The 25,417-nt window shown below is 72.0% G+C and carries 22 protein-coding genes; 13 read left to right on the plus strand and 9 right to left on the minus strand.

The genetic code is table 11. From position 1 onward, the window contains the following. Positions 1-142 precede the first annotated feature (142 nt). The gene (locus ACFQO7_RS25520; RefSeq protein ID WP_376808739.1) at positions 143-712 is read left to right on the plus strand and encodes a DUF308 domain-containing protein; all 570 of its coding nucleotides are present in this window, start codon (positions 143-145) and stop codon (positions 710-712) included. Positions 713-828: 116 nt separating this feature from the next. Here ACFQO7_RS25520 and ACFQO7_RS25525 read toward each other — a convergent pair whose 3' ends face one another. The 6 genes from ACFQO7_RS25525 to ACFQO7_RS25550 all read right to left on the minus strand — a co-directional run bounded on the left by ACFQO7_RS25525 (position 829) and on the right by ACFQO7_RS25550 (position 5,929). After that, on the minus strand, positions 829-1,602 hold the full coding sequence (locus tag ACFQO7_RS25525; protein ID WP_360537370.1) for an alpha/beta hydrolase: 774 nt from the start codon (positions 1,600-1,602) through the stop codon (positions 829-831). 5 nt (positions 1,603-1,607) lie between these two features. Further along, positions 1,608-3,020 carry a flavin-containing monooxygenase gene (locus ACFQO7_RS25530; protein ID WP_376808740.1) on the minus strand — a complete coding sequence of 471 codons (1,413 nt, stop codon included), beginning with the start codon at positions 3,018-3,020 and terminating at the stop codon, positions 1,608-1,610. A gap of 73 nt (positions 3,021-3,093) precedes the next feature. Beyond that, positions 3,094-3,765: an endonuclease/exonuclease/phosphatase family protein gene (locus tag ACFQO7_RS25535; protein ID WP_376808741.1), complete on the minus strand. Its 672-nt coding sequence runs from the start codon at positions 3,763-3,765 to the stop codon at positions 3,094-3,096. Between the two features lie 110 nt (positions 3,766-3,875). After that, entirely contained in the window at positions 3,876-4,820 is a 945-nt protein-coding gene (locus tag ACFQO7_RS25540; protein ID WP_376808742.1) for an ROK family glucokinase, read from the minus strand. Positions 4,821-4,943: 123 nt separating this feature from the next. After that, the gene (locus tag ACFQO7_RS25545) at positions 4,944-5,483 is read right to left on the minus strand and encodes a hypothetical protein (protein WP_376808743.1); all 540 of its coding nucleotides are present in this window, start codon (positions 5,481-5,483) and stop codon (positions 4,944-4,946) included. A 2-nt stretch (positions 5,484-5,485) separates the two neighbouring features. Further along, positions 5,486-5,929, minus strand: a complete 444-nt coding sequence (locus tag ACFQO7_RS25550; RefSeq protein ID WP_203687919.1) for an SRPBCC family protein — start codon at positions 5,927-5,929, stop codon at positions 5,486-5,488. Between the two features lie 194 nt (positions 5,930-6,123). Between ACFQO7_RS25550 and ACFQO7_RS25555 the strand changes: the two genes are divergently transcribed. The 7 genes from ACFQO7_RS25555 (at position 6,124) to ACFQO7_RS25585 (ending at position 15,477) form a co-directional block, all read left to right on the plus strand. Continuing rightward, positions 6,124-7,935, plus strand: a complete 1,812-nt coding sequence (locus ACFQO7_RS25555; protein ID WP_376808744.1) for an AMP-dependent synthetase/ligase — start codon at positions 6,124-6,126, stop codon at positions 7,933-7,935. Next, positions 7,916-9,634, plus strand: a complete 1,719-nt coding sequence (locus tag ACFQO7_RS25560; RefSeq protein WP_376808745.1) for a sensor histidine kinase — start codon at positions 7,916-7,918, stop codon at positions 9,632-9,634. Before ACFQO7_RS25555 ends, ACFQO7_RS25560 begins: the two co-directional genes overlap by 20 nt. Positions 9,635-9,688: 54 nt before the next feature. Further along, a complete protein-coding gene (locus ACFQO7_RS25565; protein WP_120316171.1) occupies positions 9,689-10,360 on the plus strand; it encodes a response regulator transcription factor in 672 nt (223 codons plus the stop codon). Then, the gene (locus ACFQO7_RS25570; protein WP_155373201.1) at positions 10,360-10,878 is read left to right on the plus strand and encodes an HIT family protein; all 519 of its coding nucleotides are present in this window, start codon (positions 10,360-10,362) and stop codon (positions 10,876-10,878) included. Before ACFQO7_RS25565 ends, ACFQO7_RS25570 begins: the two co-directional genes overlap by 1 nt. Positions 10,879-11,015: 137 nt before the next feature. Beyond that, on the plus strand, positions 11,016-12,494 hold the full coding sequence (locus tag ACFQO7_RS25575) for a glutamate-cysteine ligase family protein (protein ID WP_376808746.1): 1,479 nt from the start codon (positions 11,016-11,018) through the stop codon (positions 12,492-12,494). A 95-nt stretch (positions 12,495-12,589) separates the two neighbouring features. Then, a complete protein-coding gene (locus ACFQO7_RS25580) occupies positions 12,590-12,946 on the plus strand; it encodes a VOC family protein (RefSeq protein ID WP_376808747.1) in 357 nt (118 codons plus the stop codon). A gap of 143 nt (positions 12,947-13,089) precedes the next feature. After that, on the plus strand, positions 13,090-15,477 hold the full coding sequence (locus ACFQO7_RS25585; RefSeq protein WP_376808748.1) for an ATP-binding cassette domain-containing protein: 2,388 nt from the start codon (positions 13,090-13,092) through the stop codon (positions 15,475-15,477). Between the two features lie 124 nt (positions 15,478-15,601). On the opposite strand, the gene ACFQO7_RS25590 is transcribed toward ACFQO7_RS25585, so the two are convergent. From ACFQO7_RS25590 to ACFQO7_RS25600, 3 genes are all read right to left on the minus strand, one after another. Beyond that, positions 15,602-16,732, minus strand: a complete 1,131-nt coding sequence (locus tag ACFQO7_RS25590; RefSeq protein ID WP_376808749.1) for a glycosyltransferase family 4 protein — start codon at positions 16,730-16,732, stop codon at positions 15,602-15,604. A gap of 216 nt (positions 16,733-16,948) precedes the next feature. Then, a complete protein-coding gene (locus ACFQO7_RS25595; RefSeq protein ID WP_376808750.1) occupies positions 16,949-18,190 on the minus strand; it encodes a M48 family metallopeptidase in 1,242 nt (413 codons plus the stop codon). Positions 18,191-18,227: 37 nt separating this feature from the next. Further along, positions 18,228-19,592 carry an NYN domain-containing protein gene (locus tag ACFQO7_RS25600; protein ID WP_376808751.1) on the minus strand — a complete coding sequence of 455 codons (1,365 nt, stop codon included), beginning with the start codon at positions 19,590-19,592 and terminating at the stop codon, positions 18,228-18,230. A gap of 179 nt (positions 19,593-19,771) precedes the next feature. Here ACFQO7_RS25600 and ACFQO7_RS25605 point away from each other — a divergent pair, with 179 nt between their 5' ends. The 5 genes from ACFQO7_RS25605 to ACFQO7_RS25625 all read left to right on the plus strand — a co-directional run bounded on the left by ACFQO7_RS25605 (position 19,772) and on the right by ACFQO7_RS25625 (position 25,370). Then, positions 19,772-21,439: a DEDD exonuclease domain-containing protein gene (locus tag ACFQO7_RS25605; RefSeq protein ID WP_376808781.1), complete on the plus strand. Its 1,668-nt coding sequence runs from the start codon at positions 19,772-19,774 to the stop codon at positions 21,437-21,439. 198 nt (positions 21,440-21,637) lie between these two features. Next, positions 21,638-23,581, plus strand: a complete 1,944-nt coding sequence (locus ACFQO7_RS25610; protein ID WP_376808752.1) for a RelA/SpoT family protein — start codon at positions 21,638-21,640, stop codon at positions 23,579-23,581. 50 nt (positions 23,582-23,631) lie between these two features. Then, positions 23,632-24,177, plus strand: a complete 546-nt coding sequence (locus ACFQO7_RS25615; RefSeq protein ID WP_361045853.1) for an NUDIX hydrolase — start codon at positions 23,632-23,634, stop codon at positions 24,175-24,177. After that, on the plus strand, positions 24,174-25,013 hold the full coding sequence (locus ACFQO7_RS25620) for a nucleotidyltransferase family protein (RefSeq protein ID WP_376808753.1): 840 nt from the start codon (positions 24,174-24,176) through the stop codon (positions 25,011-25,013). Before ACFQO7_RS25615 ends, ACFQO7_RS25620 begins: the two co-directional genes overlap by 4 nt. 81 nt (positions 25,014-25,094) lie before the next feature. After that, on the plus strand, positions 25,095-25,370 hold the full coding sequence (locus ACFQO7_RS25625; protein WP_203687908.1) for an Lrp/AsnC family transcriptional regulator: 276 nt from the start codon (positions 25,095-25,097) through the stop codon (positions 25,368-25,370). Positions 25,371-25,417: the final 47 nt, after the last annotated feature.

Here is a 25,417-nt window from a genome sequence, read left to right on the forward strand (position 1 = left end):
TCGGAGGGGCCGGCCGGGACATACCGTGTTTGTGGCATGCATCGCAGAGCCTACTGCCGGAACACGGGTGTCACGTGTCAGGATTTGAAGCGATGCCCACCGGCCCCACGACGAGCCCCTATCCCGCCAAGGAGTGTGCCAGGTGCCAGCCACGGACGACCCGGACCGCACGCCGGCCGAACCCGCGCGTCCCGGGCCGTCGGGCAACGAGGCGACGCCCGAACAGGTCGACGCGGAGTTCGCCCGCATCGTCGCCGGATTCGACACGCCGCTGACCTCCCGGACCTGGCCCGCCGGCGAGGAGCCGACCGCGGGCCCGACCGCGCCGGCCGGCCCGGTGATGCCCGCCGCGGGCCCGATCCTCAACCGCGCACTATCCGGCGACCCGAGGTCGGTCTCGCCCGGCGACCCGTCGCTGCTCGACTCGCTCGACTCGTTCGGCGGCGGGCTGCCCGACGACACGCCGGAGGAGTTCGTCCCGCCGCCGCCCCCGCCGCTGCCGCGGGTGCCGTTCGCCGCGATCGTCGCCGTGCTGTCGATCGTCTTCGGGTTCGTGCTGTTCTTCGACACCCGGCTGCTGCCCTTCAACGATCGGGTGAGCATGCTGTTCGCCCTGGTCTGCATCCTCGGCGGGGCCACCGCGCTGATCATGCGCCTGCGCCCCGGCGACGAGGACGACGACCTGCCGCCCGACGACGGCGCCGTCGTGTAGGAGCCCGTCGAAGCGGGTGCTCGGTGTTCGGTCGGAGCGAAGCGGAGACCGAACACCGATTAAGGGCGCGTAGCGGGCTCCGCATGATTCAGCAGCGGGCTCCGCATGACTGAGCCTCAGTCGGACTTCTCCAGCCAGTCCAGGATCGCGTCGATGGGCTCCCGCCAGCGGGTGTCCAGCATCAGGTCGTGGCCCATGCCCGGGAACAGCAGCGGCGCGCCGCCGTAGCCGCGGGCCACCCGGCGCAGCGCCGTGTCGGACACGATGCGGTCGTCGGGGCTGCCCACCACGAGCACCGGCGGGTCGCCGACCGGCGGCTGCGGGGAGCGCCCGCGCAGCAGCTGCCACTGGGCCCGGGTCGAGGCCCGGCCGAGGCGGGCGGCGTACCCGCGGGAGGCGCTGGTCGGCAGCTCGCGGCTGAACAGCTGCCCGGCGGGCAGGCGCAGGCCGCCGCCGAACAGCGCGGGCAGGCTGAGCATGGGGTTGCGCAGCGCGGTGCCCGCTCCGCCGAAGACCGGCGACAGCAGCACCGCGGCCCGCGCCGGGTAGCGCGCCAGCGCATGCGCGGTCACCAGGGCGCCGGCCCCGTGCCCCACGATCACCGCGCGGCGCGGCAGGGAGGCTGCCACCTGGGCCACATCGTGGGCGTACGCCCGCAGCGTCGCCTTCGGCGCCTTGGCGCTGTCGCCGTGCCCGCGCAGGCTCACCGCGTACGCCGGGAAGCCCCGGTCGGCGGTGTGCTCCAGCCAGTGCTCGGCGAACACCCACGCGCCGTGGCCGAACCCGGGGACGAACAGCACGGGCGGCTTGCCCTCGTCCACCTCGGGGGTGGCGCGGCGCACCTCACGGCGTACCGCCGCGATCGGGAACGCCCACTCGCGGGCGCGCATGACCTTCACTTCGCCCCCTCCAGGCTGAGTTCGTCGAGCAGGCGCTGGATGGCCTTGAGGTACGTGGTGTGGCTGATCTCGAACCAGTGCCGGGTGGAGTCCTTGACCTTCGCGGTGGTCCACCGCCGGTCCAGGTCGGCCTCCAGCTTGCGCTGCACCGCGACGGCCTTGGCCGGGGCCGCCTCCCGCACCCGCAGCATCCGCGCGAACGCCACCATCTGCCAGTGCACCAGCGGGAACAACCCGGAGTCCGGCTGCAGCAGGCCGGCCACGGCCAGCGTCGGCTGGCGCTTGGGGAAGGCGTGCATGGCCAGCCGCGGGCGGCCCTGGGCGTCGACGCCGAGCAGGTTGCCGTCGATGAACTCGAACGTCGGGTGGTAGCCGGTGGCCAGTACGACCAGGTCCGGCTCGATCACCTCGCCGCCCTTGAGCTCCACGCTGTGGCGGTGGAAGCGGGCCACGTCCGGCACCGGCGCGATCGCGCCGTGGCCCAGGTAGTAGACCAGCTGGCTGTTGACGATGGTGTGCGTTTCGTAGATCTTGTGGTCGGGCTGGGGCAGGCCGAACCGGGTCAGGTCGCCGACGGTCGACTTCAGCGTCCGGTGGGCCAGGAACTGCCGGGCCCGCAGCGGCAGCTTCAGCCACAGCATCAGGTCGTTGACCTGGTCGGCCGGACGGCCCAGGGTGTACTTGGGGGTGTACCAGTAACCGCGCCGGGTCGAGTGCCAGCAGCGCGCGGCCTGCTGGGCCGCCTCCACCGCGATGTCGCAGCCGGTGTTGCCCGCGCCGACCACCAGGACCTTCTTGTTGCGCAGCTGCGCCGGGTCCTTGAACTGCGCGGCGTGGATGACCTCACCCTTGAAGTCCGCCAGGCCCTCGTACTCGGGGCGCTTCGGGGACCAGTTGTGGCCGTTGGCGATGACGACCGCCGCGTACCGGTGGATGCGCTCGCCGCCGTAGCCGCCGGTGCTGCGCGTGGTCACGTCCCAGCGCTCGCCCTCGGCCGGCTCGACCTTGACGACCTCGGTGCCGAACCAGATGTGCGGCTTGAGGTCGAAGTGGTCGGCGTAGTGGTCGAGGTATTCCAGCACCTGGGTGTGCTTGGGGTAGTCCGGCCAGCTGTCCGGCATCGGGAAGTCCGGGAACTGGCTGAACGGCTTCGAGGAGATCAGGTGCGTGCTCGCGTACACCGGGCTGCGGTCGTGCCGCCAGTTCCAGGCGCCGCCGACGCTGGTGTCGCGCTCGTAGCAGTCGACGCCGAAGCCCTGCTCCTTGAGGTTCTTCATGGCGGTCAGCCCGCTGGGGCCCGCTCCGATGACGCAGACCGTGCCGCTGCGGTCGTAGACCGGCCAGCCGTCACGCCACGCGGTCGCGGGGGCACCCGACTCGGGATCGCCGTAACCGGCCGAATACGTCACCCACGACCTCCACGACTAGGTAAGACGCAGAGCATCTTTCCCGTTTGCGGCAGAGGTTGTAAAGCGCGGATTCCTAGCCGATGTCCACGACCAGCGGGTAATGATCGCTGGCCCGATCCGCCGCGTCCGATGTGACGACCTGATATCTGCCCAGCTCAAGCCGGGGGTCGAGGAGGATGGCGTCGATCCGCCGGGTCGGGTTCGGGGTCGGGAAGGTGGGCCGGTCCTCGAGGTCGGCCAGCGCCGCGGCGTCGCCGAGCCGGTCGGTGAGCAGCTGCCAGGAGCCGCCGTCCGGGCACTCGTTGAGGTCCAGCCCGACGATCACCGGATCGTCCAGCGCCAGCGCGGGCTTGAGCAGGGCCGCCTGTGCCGGCCGCTCGGCGTCGTCGGTCGACAGGTGCGACCCGACCACCGTGAACGGTCCCCGCCCCGGCACCTGCAACCGGGCGAAACACGCCCCGCGCATGTGCCGCCCCGGGGTGAGTGGATACCGCATGCACCAGGTGTCCAGCACCCGCACCCGCAGGCTCGTCATGATCACATTACCCAGGCTGGGCATCCCACCCACAGCCATGAACATCCCGAACGACTCGGCCAGATTGGCGCACTTCGTCCGCCAACGCCACCGCCGCGGCGCCTCCTGCACCACCAGCACGTCCGGCGCCACCCCCCGCACCACCGCGGAGAGCGCGGAGAGATCGTCCCGCAACGAATGCACGTTGTACGACATCACCCGCACCGACATGCCGCCCAGCATGCCCCACCCCCACCACGATGATCATGAAGTTATGGCCATGACACGCCGTCGAGCCTTGCCATAAGTTCATGATCAACGTGGTGAAGCGGCGGTGCGGGTTAGAGGCGGGCGAGGTCTGCGGCGCCGACGAGGCCGGCGACGTTGCCCATCTTCGCCGCGCGGAGCTCGGCGACCGGGAGGCGGCCGCGTTGGGCGAGGCTGTCGAGGTAGGACTGGCGGGCGGGGGTCATCAGGAGGTCGCCGGCGTCGATGACGCCGCCGCCCACCACGAGGACCTGCGGGTCCAGGATCTGGACCAGGTCGGCCAGGCCCTGGCCGAGCCAGTAGCCGATCTGGCTGAAGGCGTCGATCGCGACCTCGTCGCCGGCCTGGGCCGCCGAGGTGACGATCGGGCCGGTGATGTTCTCGACCTTGCCGTCCGCCTTGTTCAGCAGCAGGGCCGCCCGCTCCGGCTCGGCCTGCGCACCCGCGCGGGCGAACCGGACCAGGGCGTTGCCGCTGGCGTACTGCTCGATGCAGCCGTGCCGGCCGCACCCGCACACGTGCCCGTCGGGCACCGCGAGCATGTGGCCGATCTCGGCCGCGATGCCGTGCGCGCCGCGCACGAGACCGCCGCCGAGCACGATGCCGCCGCCGATGCCGGTGCCGACGGTGAACATCACCATCGAATCCTCGGCGTCGGCCGCCGCGCCGTAGCGGAACTCCGCCCACGCCGCCACGTTCGCGTCGTTCTCCACCACCACGGGCAGGTTCACCGCTTTGGCGACATAGTCCCGCAGCGGCTCGTCACGCCAGGCCAGATTCGGTGCGAACAGCACCGTGGACCGGGTCGCGTCAATCCATCCGGCGGCGCCGATGCCGACCGCGTCCACCTTGTGCTCGGCGGACAGATCCTTCACCACATCGATGATCACGTCCCGGGTCGCGGCTACGTCGCCGGCCGGGGTATCGCGACGACATGTCGCGATCACGGTGCCGTCAGGATCGACCACACCGCCGAGCACTTTCGTGCCACCGATGTCCACGCCGATGGTGAGTGCCACGGCCGAACCCTTTCTTGCTGGGCTTGCCGGCGGTGACGCTTTTGGGGAGCCCACGCCGTTCTACTGGGCAACACCCTAACGCCGGAAGTACCGCCGACGAGCGTCGCCCGCCGAAGATCGGTCTCACAGCTCCGGCGGCGGGTGCTGCTCCGCCTTGCGGACGGCCTTTTTTGCAGCCTTAACCCGTCCGGGTGACGCGGAGGTTTCCGACTCGGGAACAGCCTGTGTCGGGTTAGTGACAACTTTCTTGACGATCTTCTTGACCGCTTTCTTGGCCATCGGCCGCGCCGCCGGGGCCTCCCCCGGCGTGTCGCCCTCCGCGGCGGCCTCGCGCCCGGGTCCGGCGTCCGGCCCCGCGGACGGCGCGCCCGGGTGGGCCGTGGCGTCGCGCCAGGCGGCGTCGCCGGGCCGGTGCGTGGACACGCTGCGCAGGAAGCTGGCCAGGCCGGCGGCCAGGTCGCCGGCCCCGGTCGCGACCCGCTCCACCAGCTCCGGATCGGGGTCGCGCACGGCCGCGATCACCTTGCAGAGTGGACACACGCAGCACTCGGGCGAACCCGTGGCCAGGTGCGGGTTGGCGTTGGCAGCCAGCGTCGCGGCGGCGAGCACCGCCGCCACCAGCCGCTCCGCCTCCTCTCGGGCCGTGCCCGGTGAGATGTCCATGCTCAGGCCGCCTCGACCTGCTTCTTGAGCTCCTTCAGAGCGGTATCCATGATCGCCTTCTCGGCCTTCTTCTTGAACATGCCCAGCATGCCGATCGAGAGGTCCACCGACAGCGTGTAGGTCACCGTGCAGGTGCCGTCGCCGTTGTCGGTGATGTCATAGGACCCGTCCTGCGCCTTCTGCATCTTGGACGGTGCGACCAGGTGCCACTCGATCCGCGAGATGTCCTCGGCGTAGTCGTAGTGCAGCGTGTACTCGTCCTGCACGATGCCCGCGTCGATGACGAAGCGCACGGTGGCCGGATAGCCGTCCTCGTACTCCTCGAGCACCTCAGCGGCCTTGATGGCCTGGGTCCACCGGGGATACGAGGGGTAGTCGCAGATGACCTCGGCGATACGGGCCGGGTCGGCGTTGATCACGATCGACTGGGAGGAGGAATCCGCCATGAACAGCAGGCTACCCGTACCGGTCGGGGCCGGGCCGACCCGCCACGACGGCGCGATGGCAACCCGTCGGAACAGGGACAGCGTTTGCAGAGGGCCCGGGACGACGTTCTACAGTGCCGGGGGCGGCAGCGGCACCTGCCGCCGGGCGGCGCGGATGCGCCAGGTGCCCGAACGAGCAGCTCAAGGAGCACGTGGTGCGGCAGTTTTCGCAGGCCCCGGCGGTGATCGTCGATGACGTCGACCGCTTGACCGACCCCGTGTGGGACAACGCGGCACAGACGCCCCAGCTGGTGCAGTTCTCCCGCCGCGTCGGCTCCGGCTGGGCCGACGTGACCTGCGCCGAGTTCCACGCCGAGGTGGTCGCGCTGGCGCGCGGCCTGGTCGCCGCGGGCGTGCAGCCCGGCGACCGGGTGGCTCTGATGAGCCGCACCCGGTTCGAGTGGACGCTGATCGACTACGCGATCTGGGCCTGCGGCGCGGTGACCGTGCCGATCTACGAGACCTCCAGCACCGAGCAGGTGCAGTGGATCCTCGCCGACTCCGGCGCGGTGGGCTGCTTCACCGAGACCCCGGCGCACACCGCGACGGTCCGCGAGGCCGCGCCCACGCTGGCCCGGCTCTGGCAGATCGACGGCGGCGACCTGTCCACGCTGGTCACCCGGGGTGAGAGCGTCGACGCCGCCGAGATCGACGTGCGCCGCAAGTCGGGCAGCGCCGACGACCCGGCGACCATCGTCTACACCTCCGGCACCACCGGGCGGCCCAAGGGCTGCGTGCTGACGCACCGCAACATGCTCTCCGACATCGGCAACGCCATCCCGGCCCTGGACATCCTCTTCCGGCCTCGGCCGGAACGGGATGGCAGTCAGGAGGGCGCCTCGACGGTGCTGTTCCTGCCGCTGGCGCACGCGTTCGCGCGGCTGCTGCAGATCGGCGTGGTGCAGGGCCGGGTGCGCACCAGCCACACGCCGGATGTGAAGAACCTCGTCGACGATCTCGGCGCATTCAAGCCGACCTTCCTGCTGAGCGTGCCGCGGGTGTTCGAGAAGGTCTACAACAGCGCCCGGCAGAAGGCGCACGCCGGCGGCAAAGGCGCGATCTTCGACAAGGCCGAGGCCGTCGCGATCGCGTACAGCCAGGCCCTGGAGACGCCCGGCGGCCCCGGCCTGAGCCTGCGGATCAAGCACACCGTCTTCGACAAGCTGGTCTACGGCAAGCTGCGGGCGGCGCTCGGCGGGCGCTGCCACAGCGCGATCTCCGGCGGCGCGCCGCTGGGCGAGCGGCTGGGCCACTTCTTCCGCGGCGTGGGGCTCAACGTGCTGGAGGGCTACGGCCTGACCGAGACCTCGCCCGCGATCACCTTCAACCGGGCGGGCTCGCAGAAGATCGGCACGGTCGGCCAGCCGCTGCCCGGGGTGACCATCGCCATCGCCGACGACGGCGAGATCCTGGCCCGCGGCGAGGTCATCTTCCCCGGGTACTGGAACAACCCCGCGGCCACCGCGGAGGCGATCGACGCCGACGGCTGGTTCCACACCGGAGACCTGGGCTCGCTCGACGACGACGGCTTCCTGCGCATCACCGGGCGCAAGAAAGAGATCATCGTGACGGCGGGCGGCAAGAACGTCGCGCCCGCCGTGCTGGAGGACCGGGTCCGCGCCCACGCGCTGGTCAGCCAGTGCATGGTGGTCGGCGACCGGCAGCCGTTCATCGCCGCGCTGGTCACCATCGACCCCGAGGCGCTACCGGGCTGGCTGTCCGGACGCGACCGTCCGGACACGCCCGTTTCGGCGCTGGTCGACGACGCCGACCTGCGCGCCGAGATCCAGGCCGCGATCGCCGAGGCCAACAAGGCGGTCTCGGCGGCCGAGGGCATTAAGGTCTTCACGATCCTGCCCCGTGACTTCACCGAGGCAACCGGAGAGCTGACCCCGTCGCTGAAGGTCAAGCGCGCGGTCGTGATGAAGGAGTACGCGGAGGAGATCGATGCCATCTACCACCGCTGAGCGCCCGAAGCGCCGCCTGCTGCGGCGCGTCCCGGCCTCACAGCTGATCGCGGTCGCCGTACGCGGCACCATGCTGCTGCTGGTGGGCGTGCTGATCATGGCTGCCACCAAGAACTGGGCGGAGCTGCGCTGGGTCGCCCTGCTGGCGCTGGCCGGGCTGCCGGGCGTGCTCACCCCCCGGCACAACGTGCTCGCCCCGCTGGGCCGGTTCGCCGAGACGGTGCTGGTCGGCCTGGGCGCGAGCGCCGTCGCGCTGGCCGCCGACCAGATGTACTCGCTGTCCGACGGAGCGGGGGCCTCGGCGATCCTGCCGTACCTGGCCGTGCCGATCACCGCGGCGATGCTCAACCACCGCCCGCTGGAGTCGGCCGGGCTGCTCAGCGCGGCCGCGCTGACGCTGGCGGTGGCGGGCTGGCTGACCGTGCTGCCCGACGGCACCCGGCAGCTGAGCCACTTCGGCTACCTGGCGGCCTGCGCGCAGTGGCTGATCCTGGCCGCCGTCGGCACCATCACCACCGGCGCGATGCAGCGGGCCGCGCTGATCCGCCGCACGCCCCAGCCGTACGCCGAGGCCACCCGCCTGCTCACCCAGCTGCGCCAGGTGGCCCGGCAGCTGCCCGGCGCGACCCTGGACCCGGGCAGCATCGCCGAACACCTGCTGGAGGAGCTGCGCCCGATCGGACGGCCGCAGCGGGCCGCGGTGCTCGCGGCCAGCGGCGCGGGCCGCCTGGTGGTGCTCGCCCAGTTCGGGGTCGAGGCCGACGACACCTCGACCCGGGCGGCCTGGGAGACCAGCCTCGACGCGGACTCGGCCATCGCCGACGCCTGGGCCAGCCAGCAGCCGCAGCTCTCCGGGCGCTCCCAGCTGCGCTCCTTCGACCAGACCGGCCCGGTCTCGGCCGTGGTCGTGCCGCTGATCGCCGGCGTGCGCACGGTGGGCCTGGTGGCCCTGGAGCGCGACGGCACCAACGGCTACCCGCCGGCGCTGACCGGCCGGATCGTCTCCGCGGCCACCCCGGCGGCACTGCGGCTGGAGGCCGCGCTGCTGTTCGAGGAGGTGCGCTCGATAGCCACCAACGAGGAGCGCCAGCGGCTGGCCCGCGAGATCCACGACGGGGTCGCCCAGGAACTCGTGATGATCGGGTACGGCGTGGACAACGCGCAGGCGACGCTGCCCGAGGAGGCGAAGGACACCGCCGAGGAGCTGCGGGTGCTCCGCGCCGAGATCACCCGGGTCATCACCGAACTGCGGCTGAGCCTGTTCGAGCTGCGCAGCGAGGTGGACCGGCACGGCGGGCTCACCGCGGCCATCGCCGAGTTCGCCCGCATCTCGGGCAACCAGGCCGGGCTGAAGGTGAACCTGTCGCTGGACGAGGCCGGCCGGCTGCCGGCCTCCATCGAGTCCGAACTGTTGCGGATCGCCCAGGAGGCGATCACCAACGCCCGAAAGCATGCGAATGCCGCGAACCTGTGGGTGACCTGCACCGTCGACCCGCCGTACGGCCTGATAGAAGTGTCCGACGACGGCCGGGGCATACCCGATGAGCGTACGGACGGACGCTACGGTCTTGCGATCATGGCGGAGAGGGCGGAACGTATCCGGGGCCGACTCGAGATCAGGCCTCGAGACCCGGTGGGGACGACCGTCGCCGTGGTCGTGGGCGGTTCCTCTCGACAAGAGGGCCGGGCGACGCGATAACGTGTGTCACCCGCACAGCCAGAGCGCGGGTGCCAGAAGGGGAGAAAAGCGGGCATGTCAACTAGTACCGTGCCGACAGGGCGCACCAAAGTCCTGCTCGTCGATGATCATGACCTGATCCGCAAGGGGCTTCGCCACGCCTTCGAGCGGGACCGCCAGTTCGAGGTCGTCGGCGAGGCGAGCACCGCCGCCGAGGCCGTACGCCAGGCCGGCGCCCTGCACCCCGACGTCGTGATCATGGACCTCCGCCTGCCCGACGGCAGCGGCCTGGAGGCCACCCGCACGCTGCGCAAGTCCAGCTCGACGATGGGCATCGTGGTGCTCACCATGTACGCGGGCGACGACCAGCTCTTCGGCGCCCTGGAGGCCGGCGCGAGCGCGTTCGTGCCCAAGACCGCCCCGGCCGACGAGGTCGTCGCGGCGGCCCGCCACGCGGCCAGCGCCCCCAGCGCGTTCACCGCCGCCGACCTGGCCGAGGCGATGAAGCGCCGGCTCACCCCGAGCGGCCCGCAGCTGAGCCCGCGCGAGGGCCAGGTGCTCAAGCTGCTCGCCGAGGGCATGAGCGTGTCCGGCATCGCCAAGCAGCTGTTCGTCAGTGAGTCGACCGCCAAGACGCACATCTCGAAGCTGTACGAGAAGCTGGGCGCCGCCAACCGCGCCCAGGCCCTGATGACCGCGCTGCGCCTCGGCCTGCTGCAGGCGCCCGACGCCCCCAACCTGTCCTGATGGGCAGGCACGCGCACGCCAGCGGTGACGAGCTGCTCACCGACTGGCGGACCGACCGCCTGGGTGCTGCCCGGCGCGGCGACAACCCCCTCGTCATGGCCAAGCTCAACAGCGGCTACGCCGTCTTCGGCGACACGCAGCACCTGCCGGGTTACTGCGTGCTGCTGTCCGACGTGGACGGCGCCGACCACCTCACCGACCTGACCCGCACCCAGCGGGCGGACTTCCTGGCCGACATGGGCCTGCTCGGTGAGGCCGTCTTCGCCGCCTGCAACGGGTTCGACCCCGCGTTCCGCCGGCTCAACTACGAGATCCTCGGCAACTCGCTGCACCACCTGCACGCGCACATCCACCCCCGCTACTCGTGGGAGGCGCGCGAGTTCCGCGACGCTCCCGTGTGGCGGTACCCGAACGAGGTGCGCTTCGCCGAGGAGCACGACACCCTCGTCTCACCGAAGGCGGAGGAGTACGACCAGCTCCGCGAGGCCATCACGGCCGAACTCGCCCGGCTCGCCTGAGCCGACACGTCCGAAGGGGGTCCGACCGCGCAGCGGTCGGACCCCCTCGCGTGTTCAGCATGTTTGATCCGGCACCCAGCGGGCAGGGATCTATGGGACATTAGCGGAGGATCCCGCTGAGGGGCGGTGAGCACCCGATGGGCGAGAAGGTGCACCAGCACGTCTTCACCCGTGCCGACCGAGCGCGGTACCGGGAGAAGGTGCGCCGGTGCCTGGACGTGTTCGCGCTGATGCTGGGCGAGTCGCAGTTCGAGTTCGAGCGCCCGCTCACCGGGCTGGAGATCGAGCTGAACCTCGTCGACGAGCAGGGCCTGCCGTCGATGCGCAACGCCGACGTGCTCGCCGCCATCGCCGATCCGGCGTTCGTCACCGAACTCGGCCAGTTCAACATCGAGATCAACATTCCGCCGCGGGAGCTCGCCGGCGGCGGGCTGAGCGCGTACGAGGACCAGATCCGGGCGAGCCTGAACGCCGCCGACGGCAAGGCCCGCACCGTGGGCGCGCACACCGCCATGATCGGCATCCTGCCGACGCTGAAGCCGGAGCACCTGACCGAGGCATCGCTGTCGGCCAACCCCCGCTACGCGCTGATCAACGAGCAGGTGTTCGCGGCGCGCGGCGAGGATCTGCGGATCAGCATCGACGGGCCGGACCCGCTCACCGTCACCGCCGACACCATCGCCCCCGAGGCCGCCTGCACCAGCGCCCAGCTGCACCTGCAGGTCAGCCCGGCCCAGTTCGGGGCGTACTGGAACGCCGCCCAGGCCATCGCGGGCGTGCAGCTGGCCATCGCCGCCAACTCGCCCTTCCTGTTCGGCCACGAGCTGTGGCACGAGACCCGCATCCCGCTGTTCAAGCAGGCCACCGACACCCGCCCGGAAGAGATCAAGACCCAGGGGGTACGCCCCCGCGTCTGGTTCGGCGAGCGCTGGATCACCTCGGTGTTCGACCTGTTCGAGGAGAACGTGCGCTACTTCCCCGCGCTGCTGCCGATCTGCACCGAGGACGACCCCGCCGACCAGCTCGCCGGTGGCGAGGTACCCGAGCTGACCGAGCTGCGCCTGCACAACGGCACCATCTACCGCTGGAACCGCCCGGTGTACGACGTCGCCGACGGCATGCCGCACGTGCGGGTGGAGAACCGGGTGCTGCCCGCCGGGCCCACGGTCATCGACATCATGGCCAACGCGGCGTTCTGGTTCGGCCTGGTGCGCACCCTGGCCGAGGGCGGCCTGCCGGTGTGGTCCCGGATGCCGTTCCGGCAGGCCGACGAGAACTTCTACACCGGCGCGCGGCAGGGCATCGGCGCGCACCTGTTCTGGCCGGACCTCGGCTACGTGAGCGCCTACGAGCTGGTGCTGCGGCGGCTGCTGCCACTGGCCCACCAGGGGCTGGAGAGCTGGGGCGTCGACTCGCGCGAGCGCGACCGGCTGCTGGGCGTGATCGAGCAGCGCTGCCTGCTCCGCCGCAACGGCGCGACCTGGCAGATCGACACCGTGCACCGGCTGGAGCGCAAGGGCCTGGACCGGCCGGAGGCGCTGCGCGAGATGCTGCTGCGTTACATGCGCCACATGCACGAGAACATCCCCGTGCACGAGTGGCCCCGCGAGGACTGAGCCGCGCCGCAACCGGTCACGTTTCGAGAAGCGCCCTGCTCACGTGGTCACTTAGTGTGACGGACGTAGACGTCACCACGACTTCAGGAGTTACCATGACCGGCTCGCCCACGCAGGGGATCATGACCGTGCTGCACCCCGTGTCCGATCTCGCCGCGGCCAAGACGGTGTACTCGGCACTGCTCGGCGTGGAGCCGACCGCCGATTCGCCGTACTATGTCGGTTTCGACGCCGTAGGTCAGCACATCGGCCTGGTGCCGGGCGGCGGGCCCCAGGGCATGACCTCGCCGGTCGCCTATTGGCACGTGGCCGACATCGAGGCCAAACTGGCCGAGGTGACCGCCGCGGGAGCCACGCTCAAGGAGGCCGCGCACGACGTGGGCGGCGGCCGCCTGGTGGCCACCGTCACCGACCCCGACGGCAACGTGCTCGGCCTGCTCCAGGACAGCTGAGCACGACACCAGAACCGTCAGCCGCAGGCCGTAGGGTCTGCGGCTGAGGACTGTCCGGCACGCCGCTCGACGCCGGTGGGATCGAGCCCGGTGCGCCGGCCCAGGCCGCGTCAGCGACCCGCCCCCGACCAGATGGAGACACGATGAGCAAGGCCAAGAAGGCGGACACGCCGTCTGAGCTGCACGCCGCCGACAGCCACGACCTGATCCGGGTGCACGGCGCACGCGTGAACAACCTCAAGGACGTCAGTGTCGAGCTGCCCAAGCGCCGGCTCACGGTGTTCACCGGCGTGTCCGGCTCGGGCAAGAGCTCGCTGGTCTTCGGCACGATCGCCGCCGAGTCGCAGCGGATGATCAACGAGACCTACAGCACGTTCGTGCAGGGCTTCATGCCGACGCTGGCCCGCCCCGACGTGGACGTGCTCGACGGGCTGACCACCGCGATCATCGTCGACCAGGAGCGCATGGGGGCCAACGTCCGCTCCACGGTGGGCACCGCCACCGACGCCAACGCGATGCTGCGCATCCTGTTCAGCCGGCTCGGCAAGCCGTACATCGGCTCCCCGCAGGCGTTCTCCTTCAACGTCGCCTCGATCAGCGGCGCGGGTGCGGTGACGATCGAGAAGGGCGGCACCACCACCAAGGAGCGGCGCAGCTTCAGCATCACCGGCGGCATGTGCCCGCGCTGCGAGGGCATGGGCCGGGTCAGCGACTTCGACCTGTCGGCGATGTACGACGACAGCAAGTCGCTCAACGAGGGCGCGCTGACCATCCCCGGCTACAGCATGGAGGGCTGGTTCGGCCGCATCTTCGCCGGCTCCGGCTTCTTCGACATGGACAAGCCCATCCGCAAGTACACCAAGAAGGAACTGCACGACCTGCTCCACAAGGAGCCGACCAAGATCAAGGTCGAGGGCATCAACCTGACGTACGAGGGCCTGATCCCGAAGATCCAGAAGTCGATGCTGTCCAAGGACGTCGAGGCGATGCAGCCGCACATCCGCGCCTTCGTGGAGCGGGTGATCACGTTCGGCACCTGCCCCGACTGCGGCGGCACCCGGCTGAGCGAGGCGGCCCGGTCCTCGAAGATCGGCGAGGTCAGCATCGCCGACGCGTGCGCGATGCAGATCAGCGACCTGGCCGCCTGGGTACGCGGCCTGAACGAGCCGTCGGTGGCGCCGCTGCTGGAGAAGCTGCAGCACACCCTGGACTCGTTCGTGGAGATCGGCCTGGGTTACCTGTCCCTCGACCGGCCCGCGGGCACGCTGTCGGGCGGCGAGGCGCAGCGCACCAAAATGATCCGGCACCTCGGCTCCTCACTGACCGACGTCACGTACGTCTTCGACGAGCCGACCATCGGCCTGCACCCGCACGACATCCAGCGGATGAACAACCTGCTGCTGCGCCTGCGCGACAAGGGCAACACGGTGCTCGTGGTCGAGCACAAGCCGGAGGCGATCGCGATCGCCGACCACGTCGTCGACCTCGGCCCCGGCGCGGGCACCGGCGGCGGCACGGTCTGCTTCGAGGGCACCGTCGACGAGCTGCGGGCCAGCGACACCCTCACCGGCCGCCACCTCGACGACCGGTCCAAGCTCAAGGACAAGGTGCGCTCGTCCACCGGCAAGCTCGCGATCCGCGGCGCGAAGGCCAACAACCTGCGCGACGTCGACGTCGACATCCCGCTCGGCGTGCTGACCGTGATCACGGGCGTGGCCGGTTCCGGCAAGAGCTCGCTGGTGCACGGCTCCATCCCGGACGACGCGGGCGTGGTGTCGATCGACCAGGGCGCGATCCGCGGCTCGCGGCGCAGCAACCCGGCGACGTACACGGGCCTGCTGGAGCCGATCCGCAAGGCGTTCGCGAAGGCCAACGGCGTGAAGCCGGCCCTGTTCAGCGCCAACTCCGAGGGCGCCTGCCCCACCTGCAACGGCGCGGGCGTCATCTACACCGACCTGGCGATCATGGCCGGGGTCGCGACCGTCTGCGAGGAGTGCGAGGGCAAGCGGTTCGACGCGTCGGTGCTGGAGTACCGCTTCGGCGGCCGCGACATCAGCGAGGTGCTCGCGATGTCGGTGACCGAGGCCGAGCAGTTCTTCGGCGCGGGCGACGCGCGCACCCCGGCGGCGCACGCCATCCTGGCCAGGCTCGTCGACGTCGGGCTCGGCTACCTCAGCCTGGGCCAGCCGCTGACCACGCTGTCCGGCGGCGAACGCCAGCGGCTCAAGCTGGCCACCCACATGGCCGAGAAGGGCGGGGTGTACGTGCTCGACGAGCCGACCACCGGCCTGCACCTGGCCGACGTGGAGCACCTGCTGAGCCTGCTCGACCGCATCGTCGACTCCGGCAAGTCGGTCATCGTCATCGAGCACCACCAGGCGGTCATGGCCCACGCCGACTGGATCATCGACCTCGGCCCCGGCGCGGGCCACGACGGCGGCAAGATCGTCTTCGAGGGCACCCCCGCCGACCTCGTCGCCGCCCGCTCCACCCTCACCGGCCAGCACCTCGCCGAATACGTCGCCGCCTGACCCACCCCCACACACGCCGCAACTCTTAAAGAGTCGCGCCTTCCCGCCACTGCGGAGGCCGCGACTCTTTAAGAGTTGCGCCAGGGGAGGGCCCGCCGGGCGGCGGGCGGGCAGGTGGGTGGGGTTAGGCCTCGGGGCCTTGGAGCAGGTCGCGGAGGCGGCGGGCCTGGAGGTCCCAGCCCCACTCCTGCTCGACCCAGGTGCGGCCGGCCGCGCCCATCTTGGCCCGCAGCGCCTCGTCGGACAGCAGCTCGACCAGCCGCGCGGCCAGCGTCTCCACGTCGCGGCCGGGCACCACGAAACCGGTCTCGCCCTCGCGGACCGCGTCCGGCGCGCCGCCGGAGTCGCCGGCGATCACCGGCAGGCCCACCGCGGACGCCTCCAGGTAGACGATGCCGAGCCCCTCCACGTCCAGTCCGCGGTTGCGGGTGCGGCACGGCATCGCGAAGACGTCCCCCGCCGCGTAGTGCATGGGCAGGTCCGCCCACGGCACCGAGCCGGTCAGCACCACGTGGTCGGCCACGTCGAGTTCGCGGGCCAGGCGTTGCACGGTGGGCCGGTGCGGTCCCCCGCCGACGAGCAGCAGCGCCGCGTCCGGGATCGCCTTGCGGACCAGCGGCAGCGCGCGTACCAAGGTGTCCTGGCCCTTGCGCGGCACCAGCCGGGACACGCACACGATCACCGGCCGGTTGGTGAGCCCGTGCCTGGCCCGCACACTCGCGCCGTCGACGTCGGGGTGGTACATCGCCGAGTCCACGCCCGGCGCCAACCGCTGCAGGCTGGTCCGCTCCCCCAGCGCCTTCGCCAGCCGCACCCGCTGGTACTCGCCGAGGTAGGTGAGCACGTCGTTGCCGTCGGCGATGCGACGCAGGGCGCTACGGGCACCCGGCAGCGCCGCCCAGCCGATCTCGTGCCCGTGTGTGATGCCCACGGCCCGGCGCACGCCCGCCCGCTTGCGCAGCCCCTGTGCCAGCAGCCCGAGCGGCGCGGCCGCGCCGAACCAGACCCGGTCGCAGCCCTCCGCACGCGCCAGCTCGGCCACCCGCCGCGCCACCCGCGGCGTGGGCAGCAGCACCCCGGTCCGGTCCCGGACCACCGGGTACGGCTGCTCGGCGTCGAACTGCTTCGGGTCGCGCCAGGTCGAGGCGTAGACGACGAGTTCGCCGTCGGGCTGGCGGATCGCGAGGTTGTGCAGGAACTGCTGGATGCCCCCGGGGCGGGGCGGAAAGTCGTTGGTCACCAGCAGGGTACGCATCCGCGCAGCCTACCGGCCTCGTTATCCCTGCCCGGCAACGCGGAGATCGCGGTTTGGTGTCACGATCCGCGGTCCGCCCCCGGGCCGACGTCGGGTCGGGTCGGGTCGGGTCGGGTCGGGTCGGGTCGGGTCGGCGAGGATATGACGGGACACGGCCACATCATCTTTGATGTACGTACATCAAAGATGATGTGGCCGCATGCGGACGTATGCCCGTCAGCGGCTGCGCGCGAAGGCGCGAGCGGCCGCCATGCGCTCGACGGTGGTCGGGTGGCTGCCGAACAGGGCCTGCTCCCAGGCCGGCGGGTCCGGGTCACCGAGGTTGACCAGGGACAGCCGGCCCTGCATCTGCTCGAAGCCGGCCGGGTCGCCGGTCAGCTCCAGCGCGTGCTCATCGGCCCGCGCCTCGATCAGCCGCGACACGTACGCCTGCGCCGGCCCCGCCAGCAGCCCGCCGACCGTGGCGATGGCCAGCAGCAGCCCGATCGCCCGCGGCTCGGCGATCGACTCGACCCCGGCCCGGTGCAGCAGCCATGTCCACGCCCCCAGCAGGTACAGGCCGACCACGAAGATCGCCGCGCCGAGCGCGCCGATGACCGTGCCGATCACCACGTCCCCGCGTTTGGCGTGCCCCAGCTCGTGCGCGGCGACGGCGACCACCTCCGACTGCGGGGCCTCCCGCAGCAGCGTGTCGTAGACCACGATGCGCCGGGTCGGGCCGATGCCGCTGACGTACGCGTTGAGCGCGGTGGTGCGCCGGGACGCGTCGGCGACCAGCACGTCGCGCACCGGCACGCCGTCGCGCTGGGCCAGCTCCATCAGCTCGGTGCGCAGCGGCCCGTCGGCCATCGGCGTGAACTTGTTGAACACCGGCTCGACCAGCACCGGGAACACGAAACTGAGCAGCACCACCAGCACCGCCGCGCCGACCGCCCCGACGGCCCACCACCAGTTCGGCAGGAACCGGGTCAGGGTGTAGAAGCCGAGCAGCGCGATCGCCCCGAGCACCGCCGCGACGGCGTACCCCTTGAGCAGGTCGACGGCCCAGCCGCCCCAGCCCTGGGTGGACAGCCCGTAGCGCACCGCCACGGTGTGCCGCCACGCGGCGAACGGCAGCGTGATCAGATCCGCGACCAGCAGCACGAGCAGCCCGCCGCCGAGCACCTTGGCGATCCACGGCCCGGGGACCAGCCCCACCAGCCAGGAGCCGAGCGGCGTCAACCCCAGCACGAGCGCCGCCGCCAGCCCGATCAGCATCGCCGGGTAGGTGATCCAGCGCAGCTCGCCGCGCAGCTCGCGGGCCTTGGCAACGCGGTCGGCGGGCAGCTCGGCGAGCGCGGCGAGCTGATCGGCCCGGGGCGCGGGCGGCCGGTGCCACGGCACCAGCACCGCCACGGCCACCGCCAGCGCGGCACATAGGACGAGCAACGTCAGCCAGGCCCAGCCCCGCACCGTCATCGCCCGATCCTAAGCCCGGCCGGGCATGATGGCCGGTTCAGCTGCGGGTGAGGCGGCGGACCAGGGATTCGGAGTTCATCGGGTACGCGCCGTGGCGGCGTACGCCGTCGGCGACCTCGCGGTCGGAGGAGACCACGACGATGGGGCGGCCCGAGGGCTCGGCCCGGACCAGGCGGCGGATCACCTCGTCGGCGGTCTCGCCCTTGCGCGAGAACAGCACCCGCACCCCGCGCGGCGGGGCGGGCAGGCCATGCACCCGCTCGGCCCCGTCGAAGACGACGGTGACCTCGGCGCCGGTCTGCGCGGCGACCCCGCCCAGGCCGGTGACGAGGCGGTTGCGCTGCTGCTCCAGCGACATCTCCGCGAAGCCACGTTTGGTCACGTTGTAGCCGTCGACCACCAGGTGCGCCTTGGGCAGGGCGAGCAGCTGGGCCAGCCGGGCCGGGTCGTCGGCGTCCTGGGCCCGGTTCGCCGCGGTGGGCGCGCCGGCCATGTCGGCGTACGCCGCGGCCACGGTGTCGCCCGGCAGCACCTTCGCCGGGTCCAGCGCCAGTTCCCGGCGCAGTCCGGCAGCGGCCTGCCCGATGGTCTCCAGCAGCAGCCACAGCCGCGCCTCGTCGACGGCCCGGCTCTCGCGGGCGGCCTGGCGCGCGTCGCCCGCCACCGCCTCGGCGTCGGCCAGTTTCGCGCGCAGCCGGCGCAGCTCGGCCTCGTGGTCGCCGTGCCCCTTGGCGGCCCGGCCCTTCTCGATGGCCAGCAGCTCGTTGGCCCGCTTGAGCTGGGCTTGCGTCTCGCGCAGCGCCTTGCCGCTCGCGCGAGCCTCCTCACGCACCTGGTTCAGCTCGTCGCGCACCCGGGCCAGCTCGTCGCGCAGCTTGTCGGCCTCGACCCGGGCGACCGCCCGGTCGTGCTCGGCGCGCGCGGCCCGGGTCTCGGCGTCGCGGATGTGCTCGGCGACGGCCGTGCTCTCCGCCTCGGCGGTGACCGCCTGCCCGGCGGCGTCGAGCAGGTCGCGCCAGCCCTCGGGGCGGGCCAGGTAGGCCAGGGCGGCGACGTCGATCGGGTCGGCGGCGGCCGGGGCCATGCCGCCGAGCACCGCCGCGCCCAGCTCGCCCGCGTCGGCCAGCACCCGGCCGCTGATCCGCTGCCGGAACACCGCGTCGGCGGTGAGCTGCGCCGCGATCGCCGCGCCGCCCAGCCGGGCCCGGCGGTTGGGCGCGAATTTGGCGACCTTGCGTAGCGCGACGGGCATCTCGTCGTTGGGCAGTGCGGTCAGCACTGCCGCGGCCAGCGCGATCACCCGCTGGCGGACCGGCTCGGGCAGGATGGGCTCGGGCACGAAGTCAGCCGCCCCCACCGGGTCCCCGGAGGAGGCGTCGAACGAAAGTTCAGCGGCTGACATGGTCCTAGTGTTCCACCGACTTACCGATCTTGTCGCTCAGGTTCGCGGCTCGGCGTCCGCGCCGACCACCCATGTCGTACCGGACGTTTAGCGTCCGGTCTGTGCCGTCCCCGTCCCAGCTGCCGTCCGCGCGCCCCGCCGCGCCCGGTGACCGATTCGAACAGCCGACCCTCGACGGCATGCTGGCCGATCCGCTGCAGCTCGACCTGCGGCACACCACCTTCGTGGTGCTCGACCTGGAGACCACCGGCGGCGCGCCGGACGGCGCGGGCATCACCGAGATCGGCGCGGTCAAGGTGCGCGGCGGTGAGGAGCTCGGCTCGTTCGGCACGCTGATCAACCCCGGGGTGCCGATCCCGCCGTTCATCACCGTGCTGACCGGCATCACCACCGCGATGACGATCGAGGCCCCGCCGATCGAGGCGGTGCTGCCCTCGCTGCTGGAGTTCCTGTCCGGCGCGGTCCTGGTCGCGCACAACGCGCCGTACGACACCGGTTTCCTCAAGGCGGCGTGCGCGGCGCACGGCTACCGCTGGCCGAATCCGCGGATCGTGGACACCGTGGCGCTGGCCCGGCGGGTGCTGCTGCGCGACGAGGTGCCCAACAACAAGCTGGGCACCCTCGCGGCGTACTTCCGGGTCGGCGACCAGCCCAACCACCGGGCCATGGCCGACGCACGCGCCACCGTCGGGGTGCTGCACGCGCTGATCGCCCGGCTCGGCGGGCACAAGGTGCACACGCTCGGCGACACCATCGAGTTCGTCAAGGCGGTCGCGCCGGTGCAGCGGGCCAAGAAGCACCTGGCCGAGAACCTGCCGCACGCGCCCGGGGTCTACCTGTTCCGGGCCGCCGACGACCGCCCGCTGTACGTCGGCACCTCCAACGACATCGCGACCCGGGTGCGCAGCTACTTCACCGCCGCCGAGCGCCGGGCCCGGATCAAGGAGATGCTGGGCGCGGCGGTGCGGGTGGACGCCGTCGAGTGCGCCCACGCCCTGGAGGCACAGGTGCGCGAGCTGCGGCTGATCGCGGCGCACGCGCCGCCGTACAACCGGCGCTCCAAGCACCCGGAGCGGGTGCAGTGGCTGAAGCTGACCGCGGAGGCCTTCCCCCGGCTGTCCGTGGTCCGGCAGCTGACCGCCGACGGCGCGTCCTATCTCGGGCCGTTCGCCGGGCGGGCGGCCGCCCAGGCGGCCGTGGACGCGATCCACGAGGCGCTGCCGCTGCGGCAGTGCACGCCGAAGCTGTCGCCCCGCAAGGCCTCCCCCGCCTGCGCGCTCGCCGAACTGGGCAAGTGCCCGGCCCCCTGCCAGCTCTCCATCAGCGTCGAGGAGTACGACGCCCAGGCCGCCGCGCCGCTGCGGGCCGCGTTCGACGGCGACCCGGACGCCGTGGTGGACCCGCTGCTGGCCCGCATCCGCAAGCTGTCGGACGCCCAGCGCTACGAGGACGCGGCGGCGGTGCGTGACCGGCTCGCCGCTTTCCTGCGCGCGGCGGTGCGCATGCAGCGCCTGGCCGCGCTCACCTCGATCGAGGAGCTGATCGCCGCGCGGCGCACCGAGCGCAACGCGTGGGAGATCGCGATCGTGCGCCGGGGGCGGCTGGCCGCCGCGGCGACCGCTGAGCCGGGTGTCCACCCCCGACGGACGCTCGACGTGCTGCGGCCGACCGCCGAGACCGTGCTCGCCGCGCCCGGCCCGACCCCGGCGGCTACCCCGGAGGAGACCGAACGCATCCTCGACTGGCTGGAACGGCCGGAGACACGCCTGGTCGAGGCCACTTCCGGCTGGGCCTCCCCGGCCCGCGGCGCGGCCCGCTGGAAGATGCTCCTCCAGGCGAGCCGCTAGCCCCCGCGGAGTCAGTGTCGGCATACCCGTTCGGCCATTACTTGACCGAACGCATGAAAGGTCTTGACCATTCGGCCACGACGTTCGTTACTAGGCTATGGAGCGATATCCAGAGATCTCTCGGAAGTGGGCAGTCGTGACGGGGCGTCGAGGCCTCGTACGCGCCGCGCGACGCTCCACCTCCACGCGGTGAGGGGGGTGTCCTCAGTGGACGCGGAAGCCGCCACGGTGGCGACGGGGATTCCGGTGACCGGCCGGGCCGGGGAGAGCATGCTCACCACCCGGCTGCGGGCGATGCTCAGCTGGCCGAACATGCGCGAGCGGGCCCCGGCCCCCGCCGATCCGGTCACCGCACTGATCAAGGCGCACCACCAGGTGCACTCCGGCTCCGACGTCGCCCTGCTGCGCCGCGCCTACCTGGTCGCCGAGCGTATGCACCGCGGCCAGATGCGCAAGAGCGGCGACCCGTACATCACGCACCCGCTGGCCGTCGCGGAGATCCTGGCCCACCTGGGCATGGACGGCACGACCCTGGCCGCGGCGCTGCTGCACGACACGGTCGAGGACACCAGCTACACCTTGGCGCAGCTGCGCGCGGACTTCGGCCCGGACGTCGCGCACCTGGTCGACGGGGTCACCAAGTTCGACAAGGCGCACTTCGGCGCACGCGCGGAGGCCGAGACCATCCGCAAGATGATCGTCGCCGCGGGGCAGGACATCCGGGTGCTCGTCATCAAGCTCGCCGACCGGCTGCACAACATGCAGACCCTCGACGCCCGATCGGCGGCCTCCCGCGCCCGCATCGCCGGCGCGACCCGCGAGGTGCTGGTGCCGCTGTGCGACCGGCTCGGCATCCAGGCGCTCAAGCGCGAGCTGGAAGACAAGGTGCTGCTCTTCCTCGACCCGGAGGAATACGAGCGCATCGACGGCATGGTGTCCAACCGGCCGGACTGGAACGACTACGTGCAGAACCTGGTCACCCTGGGCCGGGGCGCGCTGCGCCGGGAGAAGCTCGACGGCCGGGTCAAGCCCCGCCCCCGGCACTACTACTCGATCTGGAAGGACACCCAGCAGGCGGGCAGCCCGGTCCCGATGGACCTGCCCCGCATCGTGGTGATCCTCGACGGCGACGACCCCGACTGCTACGCCGCCCTGTGCGCGGTGCACCAGCAGTGGAAGCCCATCCCCGGCCGGTTCAAGGACTTCATCGCCGCGCCCAAGAACAACCTCTACCGCTCGCTGCACACCACGGTGCTGGGCCCCGGCGACCAGATGGTCGAGGTGCTCATCCGCACCGAGCAGATGCACCGCGCGGTGGAGTACGGCGTGGTCGCCCCGTTCCGCTATCCGGCCCGCCAGTCGCGGCGCAGCACGGCGCTGAGCATCTTCAACCCGGTGCGCACCGCGCCCCGCGAGGTGGTGCCGCCGCCCCGCCAGCACGGCGAGCACGCCTGGCTGCGCCGCGCGCTGGACCTGGAGCAGGCCGCCCCGGACGCGGTGCAGTTCGTCGAGACGCTGCGCTGCGACCTGGCCGAGCAGCAGATCCAGGTCTTCGCCTGGGGACGCCAGCTGCTGCTGCCCGCGGGCGCGAGCCCGGTCGACGTGGCGTACGAGCTGGGCACCCGCACCGGCGACCGTTGCGTAGCGGCGACCGTGAACGGCGTGCTGACCCCGCTCAACGCGGCGCTGACCGACGGCGATGTGGTGGACATCCTGGTCAGCCGGGCACGCAACCATCCCGGCCCGCGCCGGGAGTGGCTGGAGTTCGTCAAGTCGCCGAACGCGCGGCTGCGGCTGAGCCGCCGCTTCACCGAGCCCGAGGTCGCCGCGGGCACCGTCAGCGACCGGCTGCAACTGGGCCGGGCCGCGATCGGGCTGGCGCTGCGCCGGCGGGACCGGGCCCTGGCCGACGAGCAGCGCCTGATCAGCCTCGCCCAGGCACTGGACTACCCCGACCTCGACACGCTGCTGATCGCCGTCGCCGAGCACCGGGTGTCCGCGGACACCATCGTCGACCAGCTCATCGCCAGCGTCGACAACCAGAACGAGGCGGCCCGCACGCCCCCGGTGAACGTCGTCCCTCCGCGTCGCGAAGCCGCTGACACGCCGCCGCGGCGCTCGTCGACTAGCCTGGCAAGGTGAAGAACGAGGAGCGAACCGGCGAATCCCCCAGCGCGAACCCGGGCACGCGGGTGAACCGGCGCTCGCCGCTGGGCACGAAGCTCGTCTCCTTCGGCTACGGCGTCTTCTACCGGATCCCGCCGCGCTGGCGCAGCCGCATGGTGAAGCTGGTGACCGCGCGTTATTCGGTGGGCTCGGTGGTGCTCATCTTCGACAGCGAGGCTGCCGGGCCCGAGCGCATCCTGCTGCTGCGCCAGCCCCCGGGACGCGGCTGGACGCTGCCCGCCGGGCTGCTGGAGCGGCGGGAGCCCCCGATCGTCGGGGCATGCCGGGAGGCGGCCGAGGAGACCGGCATCCGGCTCACCATCGACCAGGTCAGCCCGGCGATCCCGAACGCGGTGGTGCACCACCGCGGGCACTGGGTGGACATGGTCTTCACCGCCCGGGTGCCCGCCGCCCGCACCCCGCTCAGCGTGGACGGGGCCGAGGTGTGGGAGGCCCGCTGGCACGCCGTCGACGAGCTGCCGGTGGTGACCCCGGCGACGGCCCGGCTGCTCGGCCACTATGGCATCGGCCCGGAGGCGCACCTGCGCGACAACATGGACGTGGCCCGGTGAGAGCCCCCGACGACGTCTGCGCCGTGGTGCTCGCCGCGGGCCTGGGCACGCGGCTGCGCCCGCTGACCATGCTGCGGCCCAAGGCCCTGGTGCCGGTCGGCAACCAGACGCTGCTGGACCGCACCCTCGACCGGCTGGCCGAGGTCGGGCTGACCGGGCCGGACCGGGTCGCGGTCAACACGCACTGGCTGGCCGGGCAGATCGCCGAGCACGTCGACGGCCGGGTGCGGCTGTCGTTCGAGCCGGAGCCGCTGGGCACCGCCGGGGCGCTGGGCAACCTGCACGGCTGGATCGACGGGCGGGCGGTGCTGGTCCTCAACGCCGACGCGTACGTGGTCGCCGACGCTCCCGAGGACCTGGCCGCGCTGCTGTCCGGGTGGGACGGCGAGCGGGTCCGGATGCACGGCGTCAAGGCCGGGCTGCCCGACCCGTTCGGCGGCTACAACTTCGCGGGCGCGTCGCTGCTGCCCGCCGCCGACGCCGCGGCCCTGCCCGACAAGCCGCGCGAGCTGGTGCGCACCACCTGGCGGCCGGCCGAGCAGGCCGGACGCCTGGACGTGATCCCCCTGCCCGGCCGCTACCTCGACTGCGGCACCCCCGCCGACTACCTGGACGCCAACCTGGACGCCGCCGGCGGCGGCAACCTGTTCGGCGACGACGTGCAGGTCACCGGCGAGGCGCACGGCAGCGTGCTCGGCGCCGGCTCCCGCGTGCACGGCACCGTCCGCGACTGCGTCCTGTGGCCCGGCGCCACCGTCGCCCCCCACGAGAACCTGCATCGCGTGATCCGAGTCGGCTCCGATCTCACCGTCCCCGCGCCACACCCGGTACAGTGATCATGAACTTATGGCACGGCTCGGCGGCGTGTCGCGGCCACAACTTCATGATCGACAGACGCACGGCGTGAGGAGCCCACGGTGATCACAGCGATCGTTCTCATCGACTGCGCGACCGACGCGATCCCGGAGGTCGCCGAGGAGCTGGCCAACCTGGAAGGCGTCAGCGAGGTGTACTCCGTCGCGGGCGGCGTGGACCTGATCGCCATCGTGCGGGTGCGCGAGTTCGACCACATCGCCGAGGTCATCGCGGGCGGCATCTCGAAGGTGCCGGGCGTGCTGAACACCGACACGCACATCGCGTTCCGCTCGTACTCCCGGCACGACCTGGAACAGGCGTTCGCCATCGGCTTCTGAGCGGTGCGAGTGTGACCCCGTCGAGCGGCCCGCGTCACACCTCGCGG

The organism is Catellatospora aurea (assembly GCF_042663325.1).
In the GTDB taxonomy this organism is placed as follows: domain Bacteria; phylum Actinomycetota; class Actinomycetes; order Mycobacteriales; family Micromonosporaceae; genus Catellatospora; species Catellatospora aurea.

Coding starts and splice junctions, on each gene's coding strand:
- ACFQO7_RS25550 (WP_203687919.1), bottom strand. CDS start 5,929: ATGGCGGATTCCTCCTCCCAGTCGATCGTGATCAACGCCGACCCGGCC.
- ACFQO7_RS25565 (WP_120316171.1), top strand. CDS start 9,689: ATGTCAACTAGTACCGTGCCGACAGGGCGCACCAAAGTCCTGCTCGTC.
- ACFQO7_RS25585 (WP_376808748.1), top strand. CDS start 13,090: ATGAGCAAGGCCAAGAAGGCGGACACGCCGTCTGAGCTGCACGCCGCC.
- ACFQO7_RS25575 (WP_376808746.1), top strand. CDS start 11,016: ATGGGCGAGAAGGTGCACCAGCACGTCTTCACCCGTGCCGACCGAGCG.
- ACFQO7_RS25590 (WP_376808749.1), bottom strand. CDS start 16,732: ATGCGTACCCTGCTGGTGACCAACGACTTTCCGCCCCGCCCCGGGGGC.
- ACFQO7_RS25535 (WP_376808741.1), bottom strand. CDS start 3,765: ATGTCGGTGCGGGTGATGTCGTACAACGTGCATTCGTTGCGGGACGAT.
- ACFQO7_RS25560 (WP_376808745.1), top strand. CDS start 7,916: ATGCCATCTACCACCGCTGAGCGCCCGAAGCGCCGCCTGCTGCGGCGC.
- ACFQO7_RS25545 (WP_376808743.1), bottom strand. CDS start 5,483: ATGGACATCTCACCGGGCACGGCCCGAGAGGAGGCGGAGCGGCTGGTG.
- ACFQO7_RS25525 (WP_360537370.1), bottom strand. CDS start 1,602: ATGCGCGCCCGCGAGTGGGCGTTCCCGATCGCGGCGGTACGCCGTGAG.
- ACFQO7_RS25570 (WP_155373201.1), top strand. CDS start 10,360: ATGGGCAGGCACGCGCACGCCAGCGGTGACGAGCTGCTCACCGACTGG.
- ACFQO7_RS25600 (WP_376808751.1), bottom strand. CDS start 19,592: ATGTCAGCCGCTGAACTTTCGTTCGACGCCTCCTCCGGGGACCCGGTG.
- ACFQO7_RS25595 (WP_376808750.1), bottom strand. CDS start 18,190: ATGACGGTGCGGGGCTGGGCCTGGCTGACGTTGCTCGTCCTATGTGCC.
- ACFQO7_RS25580 (WP_376808747.1), top strand. CDS start 12,590: ATGACCGGCTCGCCCACGCAGGGGATCATGACCGTGCTGCACCCCGTG.
- ACFQO7_RS25605 (WP_376808781.1), top strand. CDS start 19,772: ATGCTGGCCGATCCGCTGCAGCTCGACCTGCGGCACACCACCTTCGTG.